Source organism: Enterococcus sp. 12F9_DIV0723 (assembly GCF_002174375.1).
GTDB classification, from domain to species: domain Bacteria; phylum Bacillota; class Bacilli; order Lactobacillales; family Enterococcaceae; genus Enterococcus_A; species Enterococcus_A gilvus.
This window is the reverse complement of sequence record NZ_NIBK01000001.1, coordinates 1-25,387: the sequence shown is the minus strand read 5'-3', so window position 1 is coordinate 25,387 and position 25,387 is coordinate 1. Positions and strand designations below refer to the sequence as shown.

Here is a 25,387-nt window from a genome sequence, read left to right as displayed (position 1 = left end):
GACAACTTGTGGATAAACAAACTCTTTTTTTTATTATTTTCCACAAGCTAACCAAGAAGCAAATTTTTGATTTCAGCGATTTCTTGTTGAATCATGCGATCATTTTTCACCAATTGGCTAATTTTTTCATGGGCATGAATAACGGTTGTGTGATCTTTGCCTCCAAATTCAGCCCCGATTTTTGGTAGTGAACTTTCGGTCATTTCGCGAGCTAGATACATAGCAATTTGTCGCGGAACAACAATTGCTTTCACCCGTTTTTTCCCTTTTAAGTCCTTTACTTGAATATGATAAAATTTTGCAACCTCTTCTTGGATTTTGCTGATGGAAAGCTGTGCATTGCTTGTTCCTTTTAGACTTTTTAACGCGTCAGCAGCGATGCTAGTTGTAATATCTGCACTGTTCATTGTGGCAAAAGCCTGCACACGGACCAGGGCCCCTTCTAGCTCACGAATGTTTGAATCAATTTGTCCAGCGATATAGCTCAAGGTATCATCAGGAATTTCAAGATTCTCAGCTTGGGCTTTTTTACGCAAGATAGCTGTCCGTGTTTCTAGATCTGGTGGCGTGATATCTACGGATAGGCCCCATGCAAAGCGTGAAACCAAGCGTTCTTGGAGTTTCGGTATTTCATTTGGTAAACGGTCGCTAGTCAGTACAATTTGTTTATTGTCATTATATAAGTTCTCAAATGTATGGAAGAATTCTTCCTGTGTCGCTTCTTTATCTGCGAAAAATTGAATATCATCAACTAATAATAAGTCGACTTTGCGATACTCTTGACGAAATTCTTCTGAAGTCTTGTTTTTGATCGAGTTGATAAAGTCATTTGCAAACGTTTCACTAGAAACATATTTAACTTTTGCATGAGGATTAATGGCTAACATTTGATGACCGATCGCGTGCATCAAATGTGTTTTCCCTAAACCAACACCACCATAGAAGAAGAGCGGATTATAAATTGATCCAGGTTCTTCTGCAACAACTAACGCAGCAGCGTGTGCCATTTGATTTCCTTTTCCGATTACAAAGGTATCGAATGTGTATTTCGGATTAAGCATAGCTCGCTTTGTCGTATCTACTTTGGGAGCTTCCTCTTTTTCGACAATGCTAACCGGTGGAGCTTCATCAGGTGTTACAAAGAGAGGCATAATTTCATCTCCTGTTACTTTGAACCCGATTTCGACGATTTTTGCTGCTAAATGCTTTTCCCAATAGCGTTTATGCAAATCGCTTGTGACTTCGATCGTTAATTGATTATTTGTTAAAGCTAACGGTTTAGCTGTACCAACCCAAGCGTCATAACTGGCAGGATTAAGGTCATTTTTATAACTGTCCTTCAATTCCTGCCAGAAATTATCCAATGAGGTCAAATAAGTCGCCTCCTATATTAATAAAATTCAGATAGCCTTACTTTATCATTTTTTAAAAAAGTTTTCCACAACCTAAAACGAATTAACAGGAATTTCCTTTTTTCCACAAAATGTATAAAAATTCAAAAAGCTTTCCACGAGCATGGAAAAAGATATGCACAGTTGATTGGATGTCTGTTAAAATTTCTCTTTTTCCACGAACCGATACACAGGAAACAGAAAACAAACGTATTGATAGGCAAAGAGTAAAAAGACTTATGCACAAAACTTATCCACCATGTGCATAAGTTTTTAAGAGACTAAACTTTTGGGGAAAAACGTCTTGAAAATTCTATTCATCTTTTTTTAACAAAAAATGTTTTGCACAACTTATAAGGAATTATCCCCAGTTTTTGTGGATAATTTTTTTGTTCTTAAACACTCCTTCTTAATTAAATGCTTTATTTAAAGACTCTTTTTTATTTCATTATTGACAAAGTAGGGGATCAGTCGTTATAATATTCGGGTATGTCTATGTAATGTTAGCTATGGAGGTGTATTTAAATGAAAAGAACTTATCAACCAAATAAACGTAAACGTCAAAAAGTTCACGGTTTCCGTAAACGTATGAGCACTAAAAACGGCCGTCGCGTATTAGCAAGCCGTCGTCGTAAAGGAAGAAAAGTACTTGCTGCTTAAGCCACTGCCGGTCAGTGGTTTTTTTTGTATCCAAAATACGCTTCATAATGAATTTTTCTAGTAAATAAGGATGATTCCTTAATTTGAAGTATGGTATTATTGTCAGGTATAGATTTAAAGGAAACGAAGGAAGCTAGATGAGAAAAAAATATCGGGTCAAAAAAGAACGAGAATTTCAAACAGTATTTCAAGAAGGTGCTTCTTTTGCGAATCGAAAATTCGTAGTTTATCGTCTAGAACCTTCTGGTCAAAAACATTTTCGAGTAGGTTTATCTGTTGGTAAAAAAGTTGGAAATGCCGTTGCGCGAAATCAAGTAAAACGTCAAATTAGATCTGTTTTGCAAGAGTTGAAATCAGATTTACCACCAATAGACTTTATCGTCATTGCACGGCCAGCTACGAAAGATCTGCCTCATGATGAAATGCGTTCAAATCTTATACATGTTTTGAAATTAGCGAAAATACTAAGTTAGGAAGGAAACAGATTTAGGTGAAGAAATATAAAAAAATATTATTGATGGCAGGAATGGTGAGTCTTGTTTTCCTATTGTCTGCTTGTGGAACGGGTGAAGTTAGCGCCCAGAGCACAGGGATGTGGGATCGATACGTTGTTTATTACTTTGGACAAGCAATTAAAGGCTTATCGTTTGGAAATGTCGGGATCGGGATTATTTTATTTACAATCATTATCCGAATCATTTTGATGCCATTGATGCATTTCCAAACAAAAAGTATGCGTAAAACGCAAGAACTACAACCAAAAATCAAAGAATTGCAACAAAGATACAGCACTCGTGATCAAGAAACACAACAAAAGTTACAAGAAGAAACGAAAAAGCTTTATGCGGAAAATAATGTGAGCCCTTACGCAGGCTGTTTACCATTACTTGTTCAAATGCCAGTTATGATGGCCTTGTATCAAGCGATTTTGCGAATTCCAGAATTGCGTTCAGGTCATTTCATGTGGTTGAACTTGAGCCAGTCGGATCCTTACTTTATTCTGCCTATCCTTGCAGCTGTCTTTACTTTTGCGAGTACTTACTTATCAAGTATGAGTCAGATCGAATCAAATGCTTCAATGAAAATCATGAACTTTGCAATGCCTGTAATGATTTTTGTTATGGCGCTGAATTTGGCAAGTGGTTTATCACTGTACTGGGTAATATCGAATGCTTTCCAAGTAGTTCAAACGCTATTAATCAATAATCCTTTCAAGATCCGTCGCGAAAGAGAAGAAGTTGCAAGACAGATTCGAGAAAAAGAACGGGCACTGGAAAAAGCAAAACGTCCGAAGAAAAAACGTAAAAAATAGAAAATGCTGAATTAGCTTAAATAAAAGTAGTTTATTGCTTATAAATAAGGAGGTTTAGAAAATGCCTATTTATGAAGGTCCAACGATCGATGAAGCAATTTCAAAAGGATTGCACGCTTTGGGGATGCCAAAAGAAGAAGTCGATATTGAAATTTTAGCAGATGCAAAAAAAGGATTTCTAGGAATGGGAAAGAAAGACGCGAAGGTCTCGATTGAACCAACCAAGAATGATATTTCTGAAGAGCCTGTTGAATCAGTAGAAGTACCTGTAAAAAAGGTTGTGGAAGAAGAAAATACACCTTTATCTGATAGTGAAGAACTATCAGAAACTACGAATCAATTAGTGGATTTAGATGCAGAGGAAGCGATAAAAGAATTAGCCCTTTATTTGACTGACATTACGAAGGGTATGGGCGTGCCAGCGTTAGTTAAGATCCAACATGAATCCAATGGATTGATCGTCATGAATTTAGAAACGAACAAACAAGGAATGCTGATTGGAAAACATGGTAAAATATTAAATGCTCTTCAATATTTATCGCAAGTCTTTCTCCATCGTGTTGCCAAAGATAAATTATCAGTGGTGGTAAATATTGGTAACTATCGTCAAAAACGCGAAGAAGTTTTAACTCGTTTGGCTCAGCGGACTGCTGATAAGGTGAAGGAGACAGGTCGACCCGTCTTTTTAGAACCGATGCCTGCATTTGAAAGAAAAATGATCCATTCGGCTTTAAGCAAGGATGAGTATATTAAGACTCATTCAGAAGGCGAAGATCCTTATCGTTATCTGGTTGTTGAACCGGCGAAAAAGTATTTTTAAATAGAGAAGCTGCCCAAGTTGCTTGGAGCAGCTTTTTTATTTATTAAAAATTGAAGAAGTAGAGTTATTTCAGCGTGGACGCTTGAATTGTCAAAAAAAATATGCTAATCTTACACCAGAATTTTGTAGATAAGCAGTCAAAGTGCTCAATCTACTCCTTTATTAAGGGGTGGAGTAGGCACTTTTTTTATGCTTTTAAGCAATAGGAGGAAAAATAGTGGCAGAGATTACCTTGGAATTTGATACGATTGCAGCAATTTCAACGCCCCCAGGTGAAGGCGCAATCAGCATTGTGAGATTAAGTGGCGATCAAGCAGTAACTATTGCGGATAAGGTGTATCGTAGTGGGAAAAAAAGCTTATCAGATGTGCCATCACATACCATCCATTATGGACACATTATTGACCCTGTGGAGCAACAGGTCGTGGATGAGGTAATGATCAGTGTTATGCGCGCACCGAAAACATTTACACGTGAAGACATTGTTGAAATTAACTGTCATGGAGGTATCGTGGTAGTCAATCAATTACTACAATTGATTTTACGTTCAGGGGCACGCTTAGCAGAGCCTGGTGAGTTTACTAAAAGAGCATTTTTGAACGGACGGGTGGATCTATCGCAAGCAGAGGCTGTAATGGATTTGATTCGAGCAAAAACGGATCGAGCAATGAGCGTTGCGATCAATCAACTTGACGGTAATTTATCGCATTTAATTCGTCAATTACGACAAGAAATCTTAGGGACGTTAGCACAGGTTGAAGTAAATATTGATTATCCTGAATATGATGATGTAGAAGAATTAACGACACAACTACTATTAGAAAAAGCACAACAAGTTGGACAGCAAATCGACGCTTTACTATTAAATGCGAAGCAAGGAAAAATCCTGAGAGAAGGACTTAGCACGGCTATTATAGGTCGACCTAACGTTGGTAAATCCAGTTTGTTAAACCATTTGCTACACGAGGAAAAAGCGATTGTAACAGAAATAGCTGGGACAACACGAGATGTGATAGAAGAATATGTCAATGTTCGTGGAGTGCCGTTAAAATTGATCGATACAGCGGGTATTCGGGAGACAGACGATGTGGTGGAAAAAATCGGAGTTGAACGTAGTCGCAAAGCGTTGAGTGAAGCAGATTTAATTTTGCTAGTCTTGAACCAAAGTGAGGCGCTCACTACAGAGGACAAAGAATTACTTAAAGCAACGCAAGGTTTAAAACGAATAATTCTACTAAATAAGACAGACCTTCCAAGTCGACTATCTCAAGAAGAACTTAATATGTATCTTGGAACGGATGAAGTTTTTGCCATCTCAGTTTTAGAAAAAGCTGGCTTAGATCAATTGGAAGAAGCGATCGCTAAACTTTTCTTTGGTGGTCAGACCGGCGAAAAAGATGCTACTTATGTATCAAATACGCGTCACATCGCCTTGCTCGAAAAAGCGGGACAATCCTTAAAGGAAGTACGCAATGGAATCCTAGCAGGTATGCCGGTGGACTTAGTTCAGATCGATATGACTCGCTGTTGGGACTATTTAGGTGAGATTGTTGGAGACAGTGTACAAGATGAATTAATCACTCAATTATTTAGTCAATTTTGTTTAGGAAAATAGAGAAAAGGAGCAATTACGTGGAATATCAAGCAGGAAATTATGATGTCATTGTTGTCGGAGCTGGGCATGCTGGTTCGGAAGCAGCGTTAGCAGCTGCACGAATGGGACAAAAGACGTTATTGATTACAATCAATTTGGACATGGTGGCCTTCATGCCATGTAATCCATCTATAGGTGGGCCAGCCAAAGGTGTTGTTGTACGAGAAATTGACGCACTTGGTGGAGAAATGGGCCGCAATATTGATAAAACATACATTCAAATGCGGATGTTGAATACCGGTAAAGGTCCGGCTGTGCGTGCGCTACGCGCGCAAGCAGATAAACACGCCTATGCGGAAGAAATGAAGCATACCATTGAAAAAGAAGAAAAATTAACCTTGAAACAAGGTGTAGTCGATCGTTTAGTAGTGGAGGATGGTATTTGTAAAGGCGTCGTAACTTCTACAGGTGCGGTTTATTCAGCAAAAGCAGTCATTATCACAGCAGGTACAGCTTTACGCGGAGAGATTATTATCGGCGAATTGAAGTATTCTTCTGGTCCGAACAATTCACAGCCCTCAATTAAATTAGCTGACCATCTACAAGAATTAGGTTTAGAGATTCATCGTTTCAAAACAGGAACGCCCCCTCGGGTAAAATCAGGCTCTATTGATTACAGTAAAACAGAGATCCAACCAGGAGACGAAAAACCAAATCATTTTGGTTTTCAAACGCCTGATAGCCAATACTTACAGGATCAAATCCCTTGTTGGCTGACATATACAAACCTAAAAAGTCATGAAATCATTCAGAATAATCTGCATCGTGCACCAATGTTTACAGGAATTGTCGACGGTGTCGGTGCGCGCTATTGTCCATCGATTGAAGATAAAATCGTACGGTTTGCTGATAAAGAGCGTCATCAATTGTTCTTAGAGCCTGAGGGTCGCAACACGGAAGAAGTGTACGTACAAGGTCTATCTACTTCTCTACCCGAAGATGTGCAAAATGACGTTTTACATTCAATTGAAGGATTAGAAAAAGCAGAGATGATGCGTACGGGTTATGCGATCGAGTATGACATGGTTGCCCCTCACCAATTGCGCCCAACGCTAGAAACAAAAGTAGTCGAGAACCTTTACACGGCTGGTCAAACAAACGGGACTAGCGGCTACGAAGAAGCGGCAGGGCAAGGGTTGATGGCAGGGATCAATGCGGCATTGAAGATTCAAGGAAAAGCCCCCTTTATCATGAAACGCAGTGATGGATATATCGGTGTGATGATTGATGACTTAGTTACAAAAGGAACCAATGAGCCTTATCGCTTGCTAACCTCGCGCGCAGAGTATCGTTTAATTTTACGCCATGACAACGCAGATTTACGTTTGACTGAAATTGGACATACTATTGGGTTGGTAGAAGAAGAAGACTACCAAGCTTTCTTGATCAAAAAGACTCATATCGAAGCGGAGATGGCTCGTTTACGATCGGTTCGGGTAAAACCTACCAAAGAAGTGCAAAGCTTCTTACAAGGCAAAAATAGCGCAGAATTGAAAGACGGTGTTCTAGCGAGTGATTTCCTAAAACGCCCAGAAATTTCCTATCAAGAATTAATGCAGTTTATTGCGTTTAATGAGAACCTTACAGAAAAAGAAATTGAGCAAGTAGAAATTCAAATCAAGTATGAAGGTTACATCAAAAAAGCGATGGAGAAAGTAGAAAAATTGAAGCGAATGGAAGCAAAACGTATTCCAGAGCGCATTGACTACGAGTCAATTAATGGTTTGGCTACAGAAGCAAAACAAAAATTACAAAAGATTCAACCGCAAACAATTGCACAAGCTAGCCGTATTAGTGGTGTAAATCCAGCAGACATAAGTATTTTAATGGTTTATGTGGAGCAAGGGAAAATCGCTAAGGTGAGCAGCGAAGAGGTCTAAAAGATAAAGAAGAAAAGTAACTTGCTGCAAGCATTGAAAACGATCGAGCTTTTTTAAAAAAGGCTCGATCGTTTTTTTTAGTCTATTTTTCAATGACCGCACGTTAACTTTTTAAGTTACAACACAAAAAAACAGGTGAACAATTTCACCTGTTTTTGAAAGAACTTATTGTTTTAATGTCTCTAAAATTTTACGTAGTTCAACAACAGGAACTTGTCCTGGCGCGGAAGCAGTTGTAGCCGAACTGAAAGTAGCTGCAGAACCAAAGACTTGTCCTGATACTCGGCTAATCATACCCAGCGCCCCCATAGACATGGTTATTAATGGAACTTGCGCATAGGTTTCATACATTTCTCGAGTCGCATCCAGCAAAGTTAAAACATCTTCGGAAGCTGTTGGCATTACCGCAATCTTACAAATATCTGCGCCTTTATCTTGCATTGAACGCAAACGATGGATAATTTCCTCTTTTTCTGGTGTTTTTTGAAAATCATGATTACACATAATAATTTTTATTTCGTTCTTATGTGCGAGATCAATAAGTTCGTTTACTTGTTTCTCTGGCATAAACAATTCGACATCCAGAAGATTCAAGTTTCCATTAGAAATAATTGTCTTATAGAGTTCAAAATAATCACTCTCTGAAAGGTCGTATACGCCGCCTTCATTCTTCGTTCGAAAAGTAATTAGAAGTGGTTTTTCTAAAATGGCTTTTAAGTTATGAGAAAGAGAAGCAACGGCCTGAAAATTCGAAACCTGTTCAAAAAAATCGATTCGCCATTCTACCAGATCACAATCTAATGTATGAATCAATTCGGCTTCTTTCTCTAACTCTTCTACGGTATTGCCTACCATCGGGACAATGATTTTTGGAAGACCGTCACCGATCGTAATGTGATCAACGGTTACTGTTTTCATTTTTTTCCTCCTAATCTTTGAATAAAAGATCTTTAATGTAGTCAACAGGCATATCTTCACCCGTAAATAATTTAAAAGCGGCTGCTCCCTGATAAAGCATCATACCAAGTCCATTGATCGCTTTTTTTGCGCCATTTTCTTTCGCAAATTTCAATAATTTCGTTTCACGCGGAGAATACACAACATCAAAAACAACCAAGTCTGGACGTATAACTGCGGGATCATTAATCAAGCTTGTGTCTTCTAGAGGCTTCATGCCTACACCTGTTGCGTCAATATAAATACTGCTTTCCGAAATAGAAGTTTTAAATGCTTCTTGATCAGCTAGATCAGTAATAGTTGCTTTACATTCAGTATTTTCATTGATCTTACGTACTGTTTCTTCAGCATTTGAATAAACAGTATCATGAATATTGAAAATTCTTAATTCCTTTGCTCCATCAAAGGCAGCTTGAATGGCAATTGCTGTCCCTGCACCGCCAGCTCCTGTCAAAGTAATAATCTGTCCTTTTACCTCGACTCCTTCATCTTTCAGAGCTTCCATCGCACCAATACCGTCAGTATTGTAACCTACCAGATGCCCTTTCCCCTCAACATTCGTTACGGTATTTACTGCACCAATTAAAGTTGCTTCTGGGGATACTTCATCTAGATAAGGGATAATGGCTTGCTTATTAGGCATGGACACATTCGAACCACGTATTCCCAAAGCACGAATACCTTGAATAGTATCCTTCAGCTCCTTGTTTCCAACTTCAAAAGCTAAATAAGCGTAATCAAGTCCCAATTTAGCGAAAGCTTCATTGTGCATCGTAGGAGACATGCTGTGGCGAATTGGTGTCGCGATCAAACTAATTAATAAAGTGTGTCCAGTTAAGCGTTCTGTCATGGGTAAATTCCTCTTTTCAATTTTTTTGTTCGTAGTTTCTCAAGCGAAGCGTTTTATAAATAAAATGATTATGAAAAAAATCACAAGTTATTATCTTTATTTTAAAAGCTATTCCTTTGAAAAACTAATGCTTTATATTGATGAAACTAATAAAGCAAATAAATAAAACGACTAGTTTAATACTAGTCGTTTTATCAATTTCGTATATCGATGAACGATGACGAGAGAAGCTGCTAACCCGATAATATTTAGAAGAAAAACGAACCAAAAAACGTAGGTAATCTTCTGCTCGCTGAGAACGCCGGTTATATAAGGCGTGACCATAATAGAAACGGAGGTTGCTAATGAATAATAACTCGTGCATTTTCCCTTCTTTTTAGGAAATAATTCCAACATTAGCGCTAGCCCTAATTGCCAAATGCCACCTGCTGCGAAGATACCTATGCAGATTGCGGCTAGAACGATTGTCAAAAAGCTTGGATAAATGAGCATGGAAAGCAGTGCTAGCCCAGAAATTGAAAGGCAAAAACTGATAAATTTCGGAACGCTAATCCCTTTTTTAACAATCCCTGAAGTAAAGAAAACAGAAATAAAAGATCCGGTGCTATAAAGGCTTACGAAGATCAAGCTATTCTCATGAGAGACGATGCGCATACTTTCAGCGTATTGAGGAATCCATAAAATAAACACATTAAATAAGGAGACCGATACAAATGAGAAAATCAGTAAAGCAATCCCATCGATTTTAAAGTTTCCTCGATTTACTAGCGTATTTTTTGTTGAAGTATCCGTGTCTTTTTTTATGATCGTTGTAGACGTGGGAAACCGAGCAAATAATAAATAAGCCATATTAGCCAAAAGACATAAAGCGCAGAGAATAAAAGGCCAACCAAAAAACAGATTGTGTTGTAATAAATAGCGTGTGATAAAAGGCAGCAGAAATTGTCCAAGAGAAATAAACGCTTTGTTCAATACGCTTAGAGAACTGTTTACCCTCTCATCAGGATAAGCTTCAACCAATGTTGGATAGGTACTGGTATCAAGAAACGCATTGCTAATACCGCCAAACATGGCTAGGAAGAATGCCAATTGATAATTTGAACTCAACAACATACCACAGAAAAAGATTATATATGAACCTATAGCAATTAACACTGTCTTTTTGCGACCAAATCTATCCGAAAAGTAACCAGAAAAGTAAAGACTTAAAATTCTCCCTAATCCAATAGCGCTCATAACCAGTGTCACTTGAGCAGTAGTAGCTTGCCAGTGTATTTTTAAGCTTGTCATGTTTTGCGACAATAGAATGGCAGCCATCCCCTGAAAAACATAGTTGAAGTACAAGCTAGAAATTAAGAAACGATAATTTTCTTTTTTCACAATGAGACCCCTTTCATGTGATTCACTTCACTTGAAGTCACCCACATAATAACCCACAATTGTCATAAAAACTAATGATTTATATCGATAAAATTGATAAACTCTATCTATTAAATGAATAAATTTTATACTTAGAGAGGTGAGTAAAGTGAACTTACGACAATTGGAATTTTTTGTAACATTAGCACAAACAGAGCATATGACGCAAGCTGCGAAAGATTCAAATACATCACAACCAAATATTAGTCATGCGATGACGATGCTAGAGCAAGAGATCGGAGTCACCTTATTTGAAAAAAAAGGAAGAAATATTCAATTAACACGTCACGGGCGGATTTTTTATGAATATGTTGCACCGGCATTAGCTGAAATCGAAAAGGGGCAACGAAAATTGCAAGAAATGGTTGATCCAGACTCAGGAGAAATTCAGTTCGGATTTATTTTTACTATGGGAGCGAACTTAGCCCCAAAATTGACACAATCGTTTCATCAAAAAGGACATCAAAAAATTAATTTTGAGTTCCAACAAGGAAATTCCAATCAAATTATTCAAATGCTGCTTGAAGATTCTATTGATATTGGCATTTGTTCAAAGGTAAGCAACGATCCAGAATTGATTTATCAAATATTGACGCAGGAAGAGATGGTGGTAGTCGTACCCTTGGAACACCCGTTGTCAAAATTTGATACGATCTCTCTATCACAGACAAGTGACTATCCCTATGTTTATTACAGTAAACAAAGTGGTTTACGTCCGTATTTAGATCAACAGATAAAAAATAGCGATTTAAATTTAGAAATTGTGTGTGAATTGGAGGAAGACCACAGTATTTTGGGTTTTGTAGGTCAAAATTATGGCATTGCTATTATGCCTGATATCCCGTCAATTAGTTCATTTCCGGTAAAAAAAATCGCTATCAGTGATGTTTTGGAGGATCGTAATATATACTTAGCGGTGAAAAAAAATAATTTAGAAATTCCCGTGTTAAAAAAGTTCTATGATTTCTGTTTAAAAAGTGCGAATAAAAATTGGAGTTAAAGCTTTCTTAATCTCATTGTGAAACATACGTAAACCATTGCATGTAAAGCAATAATAAGTTAAAGTAGAGAATAGTCTGTGAAACATTTTGCTGTTTCACGAATATGAAAGGATTTCTTATGACACCAGAAGAATTTCAAATGGAATTAGAGAAACAGGGGATTGAACTATCCAAAAAACAGATGGCTCAATTTGACACCTATTTTCATTTATTGGTTGAGTGGAACCAAAAGATGAATCTCACGGCAATTACAGAACATAAAGAAGTATATCTGAAGCATTTTTATGATTCTATTACGTTATCTTTTTCTGACACGTTCAAGCCGCTGGGGAAACTATGTGACGTAGGATCTGGCGCAGGATTTCCTAGTCTGCCATTAAAAATTATTTTCCCTGAACTAGAAGTTACGATTGTCGATTCTTTGAATAAACGAATCACTTTTTTGACATCCTTAATAAAGGCATTAGAATTAGAAAAGGTTGATTTATATCATGATAGGGCAGAAACGTTTGGACAAAATTCGAACTTTCGAGAAAGTTATGATTTTGTGACTGCTCGAGCGGTTGCACGATTAAGTGTTTTATCAGAACTTTGTTTGCCATTGGTTAAAAAGAACGGCTATTTCTTTGCCCTAAAGGCAGCTCAGAGTGAGGAAGAGTTGGAAGAAGCTAGACCAGCGATCGCTCTATTGGGCGGAAAGTTGATTCAAGCGGAAGATGTTTCATTGCCAAATGGTGATACGCGCCATATTATCACGATACAAAAAAAGAAGGAAACACCTAAAAAATATCCACGTAAACCAGGTTTGCCTAATAAGCAACCGTTAAAATAAAGGATATTCAATTTATTTTCGATTAATGGAAATAGATTTAATTTGTATGAACTAGGAGGAAATTAGATGGCACGGATCATATCTGTTGCAAACCAAAAAGGCGGTGTTGGAAAAACAACGACAACCGTCAATTTGGGTGCGTGCTTAGCTTATGATGGTAAAAAGGTCTTGCTGATTGACAGCGACGCACAAGGAAATGCTACAAGTGGTTTAGGAGTGCGTAAACCGGACGTAAAACAAGATATTTATGATGTTTTAGTCAATGAAGTTCCTATTAAAGATACAATAATTGAGACATCGCGAGAGAATTTATCCATCGTACCAGCTACTTTGCAGTTGGCTGGGGCAGAGATTGAATTGACTTCTATGATGGCAAGAGAATCACGCCTGAAGAGCGCTTTAGCAGAAGTAAGTGATGATTATGACTTCATTTTAGTTGATTGCCCCCCATCTTTAGGGCATTTGACGATCAATGCATTCACGGCAAGTGATGCTATTTTAATTCCTGTTCAATGTGAATACTATGCATTGGAAGGATTGAGTCAGCTGTTAAATACAGTTAGATTGGTTCAAAAACACTTTAATCCTGGACTAGAGATTGAAGGTGTTCTCTTAACGATGTATGATGCACGAACGAACCTTGGTGCAGAAGTGGTAGAAGAGGTCCGTCGTTATTTCCAAGAAAAAGTTTACGATACGATTATTCCAAGAAATGTCCGTTTATCTGAAGCCCCTAGTCATGGAAAGCCGATCATTGATTATGATCCACGTTCAAAAGGTGCCGAAGTTTATCAAGCTCTAGCAAAGGAAGTGTTAGTTCGTGAGCAAAAATAAAGGATTAGGCCGAGGGATCGATGCCTTGTTCCAAGACCTTTCTGAGATTGAAGAAGTCGATATGAAAAAGGATCAAGTCATTGAGATTCCATTGAGTGATTTGCGTCCAAACCCCTATCAACCACGGAAATCTTTTGATGAAACGACATTACAAGAATTAGCCAATTCGATTGAACAATCGGGTGTTTTTCAACCAATTATTGTTAGAAAATCGGCAGTTAAAGGATATGAGCTGATTGCTGGAGAACGTCGTTTTCGTGCATCTAAGTTAGCAGGAAAAGAAACAATTCCAGCGATTATCCGTGAGTTTGATGAAGAAGCGATGATGCAAATTGCAGTATTAGAAAATTTGCAGCGTGAGGATCTAAACCCGTTAGAAGAAGCGGAAGCTTATGAAATGCTGATGAAAAATTTAAAATTAACACAAGCAGACGTAGCCAACCGTTTAGGAAAAAGCCGACCGTATATCGCCAATTATTTACGTTTGTTAACCTTGCCTAAATTAGTAAAAGAGATGGTACAAGACGAACGTTTATCAATGGGACAGGCTCGAACGCTATTGGGATTAAAGAAAAAAGATCAGATTCTAAAACTGGCCAATCGCGCGGTTAAAGAAAATTTGACTGTTCGTCAATTAGAACAAATTGTTAATGAATATAATGAAGGAAAAGCGAAAGACAAGAAAAAAGGTCCTCGTTTGACGAAAGAAAAGCCTTACTACTTACGAGAAAGTGAAGACCGTTTGATGGATAAATTTGGAACAGGTGTCGAAATCGTTGAAAAAGACGGAAAAGGCAAAATTGCGATCGAATATTTATCACCTTCAGACTTAACACGTATCCTAGATATTTTAAATATTCATTTCGATGAATCCTGATCATTACTGAAAATGACTATTGAATATGAACGAGGAGGGTTTGCCAGATGTATGATTTAGGTGATATTGTTGAAATGAAAAAACCGCACGCTTGCCAGACAAATCGCTGGGAGATCATTCGTATGGGTGCGGATATAAAGATAAAATGTGTCAATTGTGGTCATATAGTTATGATGACACGACGTGATTTTGAGAAAAAAATGAAAAAAATCCTTGAGAAGAAAAGTGATTCTGCTCAATAATAATTCCTTAGTAGAGAAAGAGTGAAGTAAAACATGGCCTTAACAGCCGGAATCGTAGGATTGCCCAATGTTGGTAAATCTACCCTATTTAATGCAATTACTAAAGCGGGAGCAGAAGCTGCCAACTATCCTTTCGCAACGATTGATCCAAATGTCGGGATGGTAGAGGTGCCTGATTGGCGCTTAGAACGTTTAACTGAATTGGTTCATCCCAAAAAGACAGTGCCAACAACCTTTGAGTTTACAGATATCGCTGGTATCGTAAAAGGTGCTAGTAAAGGCGAAGGACTAGGAAATCAATTCTTAAGTCATATTCGCCAAGTAGACGCTATTTGTCATGTGGTACGTTGCTTTGATAATGAAAATATTACCCACGTAGAGGGTCGTGTTGATCCGTTGGAAGATATCGAGACGATCAACTTAGAATTAGTCTTGGCGGATCTAGATTCTGTCAATAAACGCTATACACGTGTAGCAAAAGTTGCAAAAACAAAAGAAAAAAATGCGGTAGCAGAGTTAGCTATTTTAGATAAGTTGAAACCTGTACTAGAAGAAGGACAATCAGCTCGTACGATTGAGTTTACTGAAGAGGAAGAAAAGATTGTCAAAAGTTTATTCTTATTAACAAGTAAGCCCGTGCTATATGTTGCGAATGTTGATGAAGATACGGTAGCTGATCCGGATAGTAATGAGTATGTTCAAATTGTTCGTAATTTTGCTGCTGGTGAGCATTCTGAAGTCATTGTTGTTTGTGCGGAGGCGGAAGAAGAAATTGCTGAGTTAGAAGACGAAGACAAGGCTGAATTTTTAGAAGCAATGGGAATCGAAGAATCTGGACTTGATCAATTGATCCGTACAGCATACGATTTGTTAGGATTAGCAACGTATTTTACAGCTGGGGAACAAGAAGTTCGTGCATGGACTTTCCGAAAAGGAATGAAGGCTCCTCAAGCAGCAGGAATCATTCATACCGATTTTGAGCGCGGATTTATACGTGCTGAAACAGTATCTTTCGAAGATTTAGATAAATATGGCAGTATGCACGCTGCAAAAGAAGCAGGGCGCGTCAGATTGGAAGGAAAAGATTACGTTGTACAAGATGGCGATGTAATGTTGTTCCGTTTCAACGTTTAGGAGGAAAGAAACAATGGAACCAGAAAAATTACAAGCGCTACAAGCTGAGAATATTCAACTTGAAGCGAAATTAACTAAACGTAATGAGCAGTATATTTTTGACTTAAAAAAATCCTTAAGAGCAGCTAACTTAACGGAGGAACAAACAATCACGGCCTTGAATGAGATGCTGCCGGTCTTAGTTGAAGAACAAAAAACAGGGAAAACAGCACGTCAATTGTTCGGTACTGTTTCAGAACGGCTAGACGCAATCGTTAATAAACCTGTTGAACAAAAAAAATCTACCACAGCTTCATTAATGTGGCTGGATAACTTCTTGTTATTATTTGGACTTTTGGGAATAGTATCGGGTATTATGGGTCTGTTTGTTTCACGTGGAACACAAGCTGTTACCTATGGTATCACTGCTTTAATCGTTGCCTCAGCTGTGGGAGGCCTAGTTTTTTATATGATGTACTTGTTTGTTTATCAGTATGAACAACCTGGTGCAGATAAATCAAAAAAACCTAAAACTTGGAAGACCATTCTTTTATTAGTATCTGTAACGCTCGTATGGTTTTTAGTATTCAATGGTGCGGCATTGTTACCACCATCATTGAATCCTATACTTGATCCAATCGTTTTGATTGTGCTATCCGGGCTTGCACTTGCTTTACGATACTACCTGAAAAAACGTTTTGGAATTATCAGCAGCCTAGCTACTGCACCAAGGAAATAACAAAAGGGGCAACGTTCATCTTTCAGACGTTGCCCCTTTTGTATATCTACCTATACGGAATAACTAAATTAAAAGAACAGAACAAACAAAAAGACTATGCCAAAATTAAATTGGCATAGTCCTTTTTTTATTCTTTTTCTACTTTAGCAATTAATTTAGCCACCGCTTGATGTTGATACTCAGAAGTTGCTTCTTGGATGATCTTCTGTTGGGTGGTTTGATCCATTGTTGGGTTTTGCATCATAGCTGTTTTAACTTTTTCTTGGACAAATAATTTAGCATCATTTTGCATAGTACTCTTATTTTCTTGCGCTAATTTTGCTAATTTTTTTGCCTGAGTTGTACTTAAAACAAACCATTCGTTTTGAACGTCAAAGGTATTTCTTTCTTTGACTAATTGATGATTTTTGCTAGATAGTCCAAACCAGAATTTGGTAGTATCATTTTTGTATACCCAATAGGTTTTCTCCGTTTTTAACTGAGATTTCTTTTGATTCGTTTTTACGATATTGCTAACATGATCTGTTCCAGTTGTTTTTGGCTTTTTCTGGGAGTCATTTGTTTTATATAAGTAAATCTTTTCTGTACCATCTCCGAGAGGCTGGTATAACAACATATTCATATCTTTGTTGTCGGCTGTTGAAAGAAGGGTTTGTGTTGTTGTTTCAGTCACTTTTTTCATTCCATAATGGTAATGATCATTTGCTGTAATGAGGGCGAGACTGATTAAAAAGATACTCGCAAAGATTATCGAAAGAACGGTTTGCCAAGTTTTTTTAGCAAAGATATTCGTTAATGCGAAAGCTAATACACTAATAATTGTTACAACAAAAATCATTGTGTCATACCTTCTTCCATTTTTTTATTGGTTTTCAGGAAAAAAGTGATGATAAAACCTACGACACCAAATAACACAGCGACATAAAAAGCGGCATGATAACCAGAGAGTGTGGCGCTAATTGCCTGATTTTTATAAGACAACGGTAGTGTTTTCAGTAAGTGTGCTGCAGGTAAGTTATCTTTTGTAACATTTGTTAATACACTTATCAAAATAGCTGTTCCGATAGAACTTGCAACTTGACGGAACGTATTGTTCACGGCTGTCCCGTGGCTGATTAAATTCATTGGTAAAGCATTCATTCCTGAAGTAGTGACAGGCATCATAACCATCGAGATACCAAACATACGCATTGCATATAAAATAACGATCATAGCAATAGGTGTTTCAGCAGTTAAAAAGGCAAAAGGTAGAGTAGCGGCTGTCAGGATCAACATTCCACTAATTGCTAATCGTTTGGCACCGTGTTTATCGAAGATAGCACCAGTTATCGGCATCATCAATCCCATGACCAAAGCCCCAGGCAACAACATCAATCCTGAGTGGAAAGCAGATTCTCCACGAATATTTTGAATATATAGGGGAAGTACCATTTCAGCGCCAACCATTGCCATATTTACGACACCACTTAAAATAGCAGCAATTGTAAATATAGGCGATTTGAATACACGTAATTCCAAGAAAGGATGCTCTAATCTTAGTTGTCTCCATACAAACAAACCAATCACTATAACACCAACAACTAAAAAGCTGATAACTTTTGCGCTGCCCCAACCGTCATTACCGACAGAAGAAAAGCCATATAGCAGGCTGCCAAAGCCGACTGTTGATAATATGGCTGATAATACGTCGATACTTGGATTGGATAGCTGAATGACGCTCTTCATTAAGAAGAGGGCAAGTACCAAAACGAAGATTACGATTGGAATGACCATACCGAACAGGTCGCGCCATGTATAGTGATCAATAATCCAACCAGAAAGAGTGGGGCCTAAGGCTGGAGCAAGTCCAATAACGATTCCGGCCATTCCCATTGCTGAGCCGCGTTTTTCTGGAGGGAAAATTGAAAGCATAATGTTTTGTAATAGCGGCATTGAAATACCGACACCCGCCGCTTGTATTAATCGTCCTATTAATAAGGTAGAAAAATTTGGTGCGACAAAACAAGTAATCGTGCCGATCAAGAAGATTGTCATTGCGGTCAAGTACAACCTTTTCGAGCTAAATTTATTGATCAGCCAAGCGCTGATGGGGATCATTATCCCGTTCACTAGCAAAAAGCCAGTTGTCAGCCATTGAACACTAGAAGCAGATATATCAAAAGCTTTCATTAGTGCAGGAAAAGCTGTTGTTAACAATGTTTGATTTAAGACCGTACAAAAAGTTCCTATTAATAGTACAACGACTAATAAAGAACGATTGTAAGGTTTTCCGTAAATATCGACCGTTTGTTTATTACTCACGATCTAACGCCTTCTCTCTATGAAAATTTTCAGAAACAATAAATGTTCGTTTGTTACTTTACTGCTATTTTATTTTTTTGTCAACTTACTTGACACGGTTGTTATCGAAAGTATAATCATAAAGTGAAGAGAGGGATGCGTTTTGAAGAACAATACGGTTAAACAGCTCCTAGAAAGCGATGAATTATTAGTAGGGATCAGTGAATTAAGTAAAGTAACGGGTGTTTCACCTAGACAAATTCGCTATTGGGAGCAAAAAGGCTATGTTGAATCGACCGGTGAAAAAAGTGGGAATCGAAAATTTAGATTGCCAATGGTAATTAAGGTAGAAATTATCAAGCATTTTTTAGACGAGGGATACACACTGACTGCAGCGGTTGAAAAGGCACAAGAGCGACAGGAGAACATTCATCAGGCTAAGATATTGATACGTGAAGTATTTAAGGGGATACAGAATATTGAGGATCGTTACACAGTAATCTCTCTAGATGATTTCTCAAATAAAGAGGGTTTTTATTTGATTCGAGACAACAAGACAAACCAAGCAACGTATCAGACGCTTCCATCAGATGAACCAATCACGACGGAATTACTCGAAAAATGGTTTGAATCAGCAGAAAAATAAAGGTTAGATGAGGATTTCAACACAAGTTGTTGACTTCACTCGTGCATTCTGTTAGTTTTTTTATTAAAAATAATTCTGGGGAGTGGTTACGAACAATGTCTAATTGGGAAACGAAATTTGCAAAAAAAGGTCTGACATTTGATGATGTTTTATTGATTCCGGCGGAAAGTCATGTATTGCCAAATGAAGTAGATATGAGCGTACAATTGGCGAAGAATATCAAGTTGAACATTCCATTAATGAGTGCAAGTATGGATACTGTAACAGATAGTAAAATGGCAATCGCTATGGCCCGGCAGGGTGGCCTTGGAGTCATCCATAAGAATATGAGTGTTGCTGCCCAAGCAGATGAAGTTCGTAAAGTAAAACGTTCAGAGAGTGGTGTGATCATTGATCCATTTTTCTTAACACCAGAACATAAAGTACAGGATGCGGAAGATTTAATGAGTCGTTACCGTATTAGTGGCGTTCCGATCGTAGAAACGTTAGAAAATCGAAAATTAGTAGGCATCATAACAAACCGAGATATGCGATTTGTAACGGATTATGACATGCTAATTAATGATGTCATGACCAAAGAAGGTCTTGTAACAGCGCCAGTAGGAACAAAACTACAGGATGCTGAGAAAACATTGCAAAAACATAAAATCGAAAAATTACCGATTGTTGATGATGAAGGACGATTAAGTGGTTTGATCACTATCAAAGATATCGAAAAGGTAATCGAATTTCCAAATGCGGCAAAAGATGAACATGGCCGATTGTTAGTGGCTGCAGCTGTCGGGGTTACCAGTGATACTTTTGAACGGGCGGAAGCGTTGCTTAAAGCAGGTGTTGATGCAATTGTCATCGATACCGCTCACGGCCATAGTGCCGGTGTTTTACGCAAAATCAGCGAAATTCGGAAAACGTTCCAAGACGCTACTTTAATCGCAGGTAATATTGCAACTGCTGAAGGAGCAAAAGCATTATATGATGCTGGAGTTGATGTCGTAAAAGTAGGTATTGGCCCTGGTTCAATCTGTACAACACGTGTTGTTGCCGGCGTTGGTGTTCCTCAATTAACGGCAATCTACGACGCAGCTTCTGTTGCTCGTCAATATGGCAAAGCAATTATAGCGGATGGAGGAATTAAATATTCTGGGGATATCGTTAAAGCTTTGGCAGCTGGCGGACATGCAGTTATGCTCGGTTCAATGTTAGCTGGAACAGATGAGTCTCCAGGCGAATTTGAAATTTACCAAGGACGTCGGTTTAAAACGTATCGTGGTATGGGATCATTAGGCGCGATGGAAAAAGGATCTAGTGATCGTTATTTCCAAAGTGGGGTCAATGAAGCCAATAAATTAGTGCCAGAGGGTATTGAAGGACGCGTTGCTTATAAAGGAACTGCAGCAGATATTATCTTCCAAATGATTGGTGGATTAAAAGCTGGTATGGGCTATGTTGGTGCAGGTAATTTAAAAGACCTTCGAGAAAATGCACAATTTGTTCAAATGAGTGGGAATGGATTGAAAGAATCACACCCTCACGATGTTCAAATTACTAAGGAAGCACCAAACTATTCAGTTGAACAATAAAAATTAGTACGGCTTTGTATATAAAAACAGCGACTTCATAAAGTAGAAGTCGCTGTTTTTTTAATTTTCCTTTTTAATGACTTTTGTATTACCCATATAAGGGACTAATACTTCTGGAATGGTAATCGAACCGTCTTCATTTTGATAGTTTTCTAAAATAGCAGTTACTGTACGTCCGACAGCAAGGCCAGAACCATTCAAAGTGTGTGCATATTGAACTTTACCATCTTCGTCGCGATAACGAATCATTGCGCGGCGAGCTTGGAAATCTTCACAGTTTGAGCAAGAGCTAATTTCTCGATACGTATTTTGAGCAGGGACCCATACTTCTAGATCATATGTTTTGGCAGCCGAGAATCCCATGTCGCCAGTAGATAAAGTAATAACACGATAAGGCAGGTTTAATTTTTGTAAAATCACTTCTGCGTTTTGAGTCATTTTTTCTAGCTCATCATAAGAAGTTTCTTTGTCGCTAAACTTAACCATTTCTACTTTATGGAACTGGTGCAAACGAATTAACCCGCGAGTATCACGACCTGCACTGCCTGCTTCAGAACGAAAAGAAGGAGATAGGGCAGTAAAATAAATTGGTAAGTCCTTACCATCTAAGATTTCATCTGCATAATAGTTAGTCAAAGGAACTTCAGCAGTTGGGATCAAAGTTAGATCGCGATCCTCCACCTGAAAGACATCTTCTTTAAATTTAGGAAACTGTCCCGTACCAAACATTGATTTACTATTGACCAAATAAGGAGTAATCATTTCAGTATACCCTTGCTCATAAACGTGCTCATCTAACATAAAATTATAAACAGCACGTTCTAATCGAGCGCCTAATCCTTTGTAGTAAACAAAGCGGCTTCCCGAAACCTTTGCACCGCGTTCGAAATCTAAAATATCAAGGTTTTCTGCAACTTCCCAATGTGGTTTTGGTTCGAAAGAAAATTGACGCGGAGTACTCCAGCGACGAACTTCCACATTGTCGTCTTCATCTTCACCGATGGGTACAGAATCATGAGGCAAGTTTGGTAAGGTTGTTGTGATTTCGGTTAATTGTTCATCAATACCCGCTACCTGAGTATCGAAATCTTTGATTTTAATACCAACTTCCTTCATTTCAGCAATTTTATCAGCAGCATCATTTTTTTCACGCTTCAATTTTGCAATTTCATTTGAAACATCATTACGGTATTTTTTTAATTCTTCCGTTTTTACTAAGAGTTGACGGCGTTGTTCATCTAGATCTAAGAAGCGCTTTAAGACGTCTTCCTTTACGCCTCGAGTTGCTAATTTTTCATTTACTTCAGAAAAGTTGTTACGAATCATTTTTACATCTAGCATTATTTTTCCTCCTTTAAAATAAAAAACACCGTCTCATCCCGTTAAATAGGGACGAAACGGTGTTGAATTTCGCGGTACCACCCAAATTCAGCAAAAGCTGCACTTGAACGACGTATATCGACGTCAACCGGTTTTTCTTTCAAAAAACACAGACATTGAAACTGGATTTCCGTAGAATGTTTTGTTGATTTCCACCAGCCATCAACTCTCTAAAAAAACAAAACTACGTACTTGGTTTCCTGCGTATCATATTGAGACAAGTATAAGCAATTGGAAAAATAAAGTCAATAATTATCTGGAAGGGTCTTCAACTGATTCTTATAGAGCGGTAGATGAATGATAAACGACGTCCAATCATTATTTGACTGTGCGTAAATATAACCACCATGTAAATTGACGATATTTTGAGCAATAGCAAGGCCTAATCCGGTACCACTGATTTCTTGAGAACGAGAGCCGTCAACTCTGTAAAAACGATCAAATAATTGATCCAGAGCTTCTCTAGGAATAGCTTCTCCATTATTTTTGACAGTTACGACAGCTTCATTTTTTGTTTTTTCTATCTCAATGACTATTTTATTAGCACCAGTGCCGTATTTTAAGGCGTTTGTAATTAGATTATTAAACACGCGGACGAGCTTTTCGGTATCGCCATCCATAACTAATTGGCTTTCCTTTGTATCAACTTGAATCATAATATTCTTTTTCTTAGCTTCTAGTTCAAAATCAGCAGCAAGTTGCTCCAATAGCTGTACCATGTCAAAAGAAACATTATTGACTGGAACAGAAGGTTGACGCACCTTCGAATATTCAAATAAGTCTTCTACTAAAGATTTCATCTGTTTAGCCTTTTTATAGGCAATACTGGTATATTTGAGAATTTCTTCGTCATTTTGGTATTGACCGTCTTCAATTAAACCAAGATAACCAATGATTGAAGTTAATGGAGTACGGATATCATGACTGACATTCGTAATTAATTCGTCTTTTGATTTTTCAATTTCGCGTTCATCCTCAATAGCGGCAACGGTACTGTCTACTAGCCCGTTAATACTGTCAACGACCTTACTAAGATCTCCACGCAATTCAAATGGAATCCGATAATCATAATTTCCATTGGCAATATAATGCAATTCATTAATGATATGACGTAATTGCATCTGTCTATAGCGTCTAATTAAACGCCAGAAAACAATGAGAATATCAATAATAATAAAAAGAGGAATAACAAAATTACGTCCACTCCAGAAAATGTCGCTACCAAAATTACTAGCGAAAATATCCTTTGAACGATAAATTGCATCACTCAAATCAGGAGAGTTGCTGAGCATCTGAGTAAAAAGTACCATAATTGCTACATTTAATAGAAGCAATAAGATGACAGTAACAATTCCTTCAGCAATTAATTCGCTGACCTCTTTTGAAGTAAGGGTAATACGTTTCTTCTTTTCTACTTTATTTGGCATCTATTTTATAACCCACACCCCAAACGGTTTGGATCACTTTTTCACCATCAGTCGCTTCTTCGATCTTATCACGTAAGTGGCTGACATGGACCATGACCGTTTTTGCTGAGACGATACTTTCTTGTTTCCATACACGTTCAAAAATTTCGTCCGCACTGAAAACACGATTGGGATGACTTGCTAATAAGTAAAGAATTCCAAACTCTAGGGCAGTTAGTTGAATTTCTTTTCCATCGACCGTCGTTACTTCGTGTGAATCTTTATTGATAATCAAGGATTGAATTTCAAGAATGTCTGGCTGATCTTCAGCAACGTGCATCTGTGTTCGACGTAGTAGAGACTTCACTCGCGCCATCACCTCTAAAGGGTTAAACGGTTTTGTTACATAATCATCAGCACCAGCGACTAATCCTTTGATTTTGTCCATATCTGTTGTTTTAGCAGTAAGCATTATGATAGGGATTTGAGATTCCTTTCTCAATTCTTTAACAACTTGCATGCCATCCATAACGGGCATCATAATATCTAATATAAGTAAGTCGATATCATTTGTTGTACGAAGTTTGCTTAAGGCTTCTTTTCCATCATATGCTTTAACAACTTCATAACCTTCGTTGTGTAAATAAATACTCAGCAGTTCTACAATTTCTTTATCATCATCTGCAACCAATACTTTCATTAAATGTTCCTCCGTCCATAAAAAAGTAATTACATCCATATTTTACCAAAGAAATCACGGGAAGGCGAAAGACAGCATCATGAGTTAAGGAAAAATCAAAAATAAAATGACGAAGATTAATTTATTATAGCAAAGGAAAGAGTGCTTTCTAAAATGGAAAAGCGAACGAAATCTATATATATACCTTTATCTATCGTTTTTAAAAAAAGTCGATAAAATCGCTATTTTTCCGTTGACCAGACTCATTAAAACTGCTATATTAATCTATGTTCTGAAGCAGAAAAAAATCTTTCGGAGCACCTAAAAAAGTTGTTGACAAATAATTGGTTACCAGTTATTATAACAAAGTCGCATAAAGCGATGGCAACACTTTTTTGAACAAACTTCAAAAAAGTTGTTGACATTCACTCAGTAACCTGTTAAGATATAAAAGTTGCTGAAACAAAGCGACAAACAACGTAGACCTTTGAAAACTGAACGAATAAAACAAACCAAATGTGTAGGGCGCTTCTATTCTATAGAAGCAAACAACATAGCAAGCAATATGCTAGCAAGTCAATTATTACAATTGAGCTTAACAATCGCAAGATTGTTTCAAACGCTTTATATGAGAGTTTGATCCTGGCTCAGGACGAACGCTGGCGGCGTGCCTAATACATGCAAGTCGAACGCTTTTTCTTTCACCGGAGCTTGCTCCACCGAAAGAAAAAGAGTGGCGAACGGGTGAGTAACACGTGGGTAACCTGCCCATCAGAAGGGGATAACACTTGGAAACAGGTGCTAATACCGTATAACAATAGAAACCGCATGGTTT

General features: G+C 37.8%; 24 protein-coding genes, 1 rRNA gene and 1 other annotated feature. Of the genes, 16 read left to right on the top strand and 9 right to left on the bottom strand.

Annotated elements, in window-relative coordinates; all coding sequences use genetic code 11:
• Positions 1 to 47 precede the first annotated feature (47 nt).
• Positions 48 to 1,373, bottom strand: coding sequence for a chromosomal replication initiator protein DnaA (gene dnaA / locus A5868_RS00125; protein ID WP_086305999.1), 1,326 nt, complete (start codon positions 1,371 to 1,373; stop codon positions 48 to 50).
• Positions 1,374 to 1,916: 543 nt separating this feature from the next.
• Here dnaA and rpmH point away from each other — a divergent pair.
• From rpmH to mnmG, 6 genes are all read left to right on the top strand, one after another.
• A complete protein-coding gene (gene rpmH, locus A5868_RS00120) occupies positions 1,917 to 2,051 on the top strand; it encodes a 50S ribosomal protein L34 (protein ID WP_006703104.1) in 135 nt (44 codons plus the stop codon).
• A gap of 137 nt (positions 2,052 to 2,188) precedes the next feature.
• Positions 2,189 to 2,524, top strand: a complete 336-nt coding sequence (gene rnpA / locus A5868_RS00115; protein WP_086306000.1) for a ribonuclease P protein component — start codon at positions 2,189 to 2,191, stop codon at positions 2,522 to 2,524.
• Between the two features lie 17 nt (positions 2,525 to 2,541).
• Positions 2,542 to 3,363 carry a YidC/Oxa1 family membrane protein insertase gene (locus A5868_RS00110; RefSeq protein WP_010782266.1) on the top strand — a complete coding sequence of 274 codons (822 nt, stop codon included), beginning with the start codon at positions 2,542 to 2,544 and terminating at the stop codon, positions 3,361 to 3,363.
• A gap of 61 nt (positions 3,364 to 3,424) precedes the next feature.
• Positions 3,425 to 4,183, top strand: coding sequence for an RNA-binding cell elongation regulator Jag/EloR (jag, locus tag A5868_RS00105; RefSeq protein ID WP_086306001.1), 759 nt, complete (start codon positions 3,425 to 3,427; stop codon positions 4,181 to 4,183).
• Positions 4,184 to 4,400: 217 nt separating this feature from the next.
• Positions 4,401 to 5,798, top strand: a complete 1,398-nt coding sequence (gene mnmE, locus A5868_RS00100; protein WP_086306002.1) for a tRNA uridine-5-carboxymethylaminomethyl(34) synthesis GTPase MnmE — start codon at positions 4,401 to 4,403, stop codon at positions 5,796 to 5,798.
• Between the two features lie 17 nt (positions 5,799 to 5,815).
• Complete coding sequence (gene mnmG, locus A5868_RS00095; RefSeq protein ID WP_086306003.1) at positions 5,816 to 7,717, top strand: tRNA uridine-5-carboxymethylaminomethyl(34) synthesis enzyme MnmG; 1,902 nt, start codon at positions 5,816 to 5,818, stop codon at positions 7,715 to 7,717.
• A 165-nt stretch (positions 7,718 to 7,882) separates the two neighbouring features.
• Here the strand turns inward: mnmG and aroD are convergent, their stop codons facing one another.
• The 3 genes from aroD to A5868_RS00080 form a co-directional block, all read right to left on the bottom strand.
• Positions 7,883 to 8,635 carry a type I 3-dehydroquinate dehydratase gene (gene aroD, locus A5868_RS00090; RefSeq protein ID WP_086306004.1) on the bottom strand — a complete coding sequence of 251 codons (753 nt, stop codon included), beginning with the start codon at positions 8,633 to 8,635 and terminating at the stop codon, positions 7,883 to 7,885.
• A gap of 10 nt (positions 8,636 to 8,645) precedes the next feature.
• Positions 8,646 to 9,524 (bottom strand): shikimate dehydrogenase, encoded by an 879-nt coding sequence (locus tag A5868_RS00085; RefSeq protein WP_086306005.1) that lies wholly within the window; start codon positions 9,522 to 9,524, stop codon positions 8,646 to 8,648.
• A gap of 171 nt (positions 9,525 to 9,695) precedes the next feature.
• Positions 9,696 to 10,904, bottom strand: a complete 1,209-nt coding sequence (locus A5868_RS00080) for an MFS transporter (RefSeq protein ID WP_086306006.1) — start codon at positions 10,902 to 10,904, stop codon at positions 9,696 to 9,698.
• A gap of 148 nt (positions 10,905 to 11,052) precedes the next feature.
• On the opposite strand from A5868_RS00080, the gene A5868_RS00075 reads away from it, so the two are divergent.
• From A5868_RS00075 to A5868_RS00045, 7 genes are all read left to right on the top strand, one after another.
• The gene (locus A5868_RS00075) at positions 11,053 to 11,943 is read left to right on the top strand and encodes a LysR family transcriptional regulator (RefSeq protein ID WP_086306007.1); all 891 of its coding nucleotides are present in this window, start codon (positions 11,053 to 11,055) and stop codon (positions 11,941 to 11,943) included.
• A gap of 119 nt (positions 11,944 to 12,062) precedes the next feature.
• Positions 12,063 to 12,776: a 16S rRNA (guanine(527)-N(7))-methyltransferase RsmG gene (rsmG, locus tag A5868_RS00070; protein WP_086306008.1), complete on the top strand. Its 714-nt coding sequence runs from the start codon at positions 12,063 to 12,065 to the stop codon at positions 12,774 to 12,776.
• A 66-nt stretch (positions 12,777 to 12,842) separates the two neighbouring features.
• On the top strand, positions 12,843 to 13,610 hold the full coding sequence (locus tag A5868_RS00065) for a ParA family protein (RefSeq protein WP_010782275.1): 768 nt from the start codon (positions 12,843 to 12,845) through the stop codon (positions 13,608 to 13,610).
• Positions 13,597 to 14,487 carry a ParB/RepB/Spo0J family partition protein gene (locus A5868_RS00060; protein WP_010782276.1) on the top strand — a complete coding sequence of 297 codons (891 nt, stop codon included), beginning with the start codon at positions 13,597 to 13,599 and terminating at the stop codon, positions 14,485 to 14,487. Before A5868_RS00065 ends, A5868_RS00060 begins: the two co-directional genes overlap by 14 nt.
• A 47-nt stretch (positions 14,488 to 14,534) precedes the next feature.
• Positions 14,535 to 14,729 (top strand): DUF951 domain-containing protein, encoded by a 195-nt coding sequence (locus A5868_RS00055; RefSeq protein ID WP_010782277.1) that lies wholly within the window; start codon positions 14,535 to 14,537, stop codon positions 14,727 to 14,729.
• Between the two features lie 33 nt (positions 14,730 to 14,762).
• On the top strand, positions 14,763 to 15,863 hold the full coding sequence (gene ychF / locus A5868_RS00050) for a redox-regulated ATPase YchF (protein ID WP_086306009.1): 1,101 nt from the start codon (positions 14,763 to 14,765) through the stop codon (positions 15,861 to 15,863).
• A gap of 13 nt (positions 15,864 to 15,876) precedes the next feature.
• Positions 15,877 to 16,581, top strand: a complete 705-nt coding sequence (locus A5868_RS00045; protein WP_010782279.1) for a DUF1129 domain-containing protein — start codon at positions 15,877 to 15,879, stop codon at positions 16,579 to 16,581.
• Positions 16,582 to 16,708: 127 nt separating this feature from the next.
• Here A5868_RS00045 and A5868_RS00040 read toward each other — a convergent pair whose 3' ends face one another.
• Together A5868_RS00040 and A5868_RS00035 are read right to left on the bottom strand one after the other, a co-directional pair.
• Positions 16,709 to 17,419, bottom strand: coding sequence for a DUF4811 domain-containing protein (locus tag A5868_RS00040; protein WP_086306010.1), 711 nt, complete (start codon positions 17,417 to 17,419; stop codon positions 16,709 to 16,711).
• A complete protein-coding gene (locus tag A5868_RS00035) occupies positions 17,416 to 18,882 on the bottom strand; it encodes an MDR family MFS transporter (RefSeq protein WP_086306011.1) in 1,467 nt (488 codons plus the stop codon). Before A5868_RS00035 ends, A5868_RS00040 begins: the two co-directional genes overlap by 4 nt.
• 142 nt (positions 18,883 to 19,024) lie before the next feature.
• Here A5868_RS00035 and A5868_RS00030 point away from each other — a divergent pair, with 142 nt between their 5' ends.
• On the top strand, positions 19,025 to 19,507 hold the full coding sequence (locus A5868_RS00030; protein WP_010782282.1) for a MerR family transcriptional regulator: 483 nt from the start codon (positions 19,025 to 19,027) through the stop codon (positions 19,505 to 19,507).
• A 95-nt stretch (positions 19,508 to 19,602) separates the two neighbouring features.
• On the top strand, positions 19,603 to 21,087 hold the full coding sequence (gene guaB / locus A5868_RS00025; protein ID WP_010782283.1) for an IMP dehydrogenase: 1,485 nt from the start codon (positions 19,603 to 19,605) through the stop codon (positions 21,085 to 21,087).
• A 60-nt stretch (positions 21,088 to 21,147) separates the two neighbouring features.
• Here the strand turns inward: guaB and serS are convergent, their stop codons facing one another.
• From serS to A5868_RS00010, 3 genes are all read right to left on the bottom strand, one after another.
• Positions 21,148 to 22,428 carry a serine--tRNA ligase gene (gene serS, locus A5868_RS00020; RefSeq protein ID WP_086306012.1) on the bottom strand — a complete coding sequence of 427 codons (1,281 nt, stop codon included), beginning with the start codon at positions 22,426 to 22,428 and terminating at the stop codon, positions 21,148 to 21,150.
• Positions 22,429 to 22,472: 44 nt separating this feature from the next.
• Positions 22,473 to 22,682, bottom strand: a binding site (T-box leader).
• A gap of 30 nt (positions 22,683 to 22,712) precedes the next feature.
• A complete protein-coding gene (locus A5868_RS00015; protein WP_086306013.1) occupies positions 22,713 to 23,894 on the bottom strand; it encodes a sensor histidine kinase in 1,182 nt (393 codons plus the stop codon).
• Positions 23,884 to 24,573, bottom strand: coding sequence for a response regulator transcription factor (locus tag A5868_RS00010; protein ID WP_010782286.1), 690 nt, complete (start codon positions 24,571 to 24,573; stop codon positions 23,884 to 23,886). Before A5868_RS00010 ends, A5868_RS00015 begins: the two co-directional genes overlap by 11 nt.
• Positions 24,574 to 25,176: 603 nt before the next feature.
• Here A5868_RS00010 and A5868_RS00005 point away from each other — a divergent pair.
• Positions 25,177 to 25,387: ribosomal RNA gene (locus A5868_RS00005) — 16S ribosomal RNA — on the top strand; the annotation flags it as partial.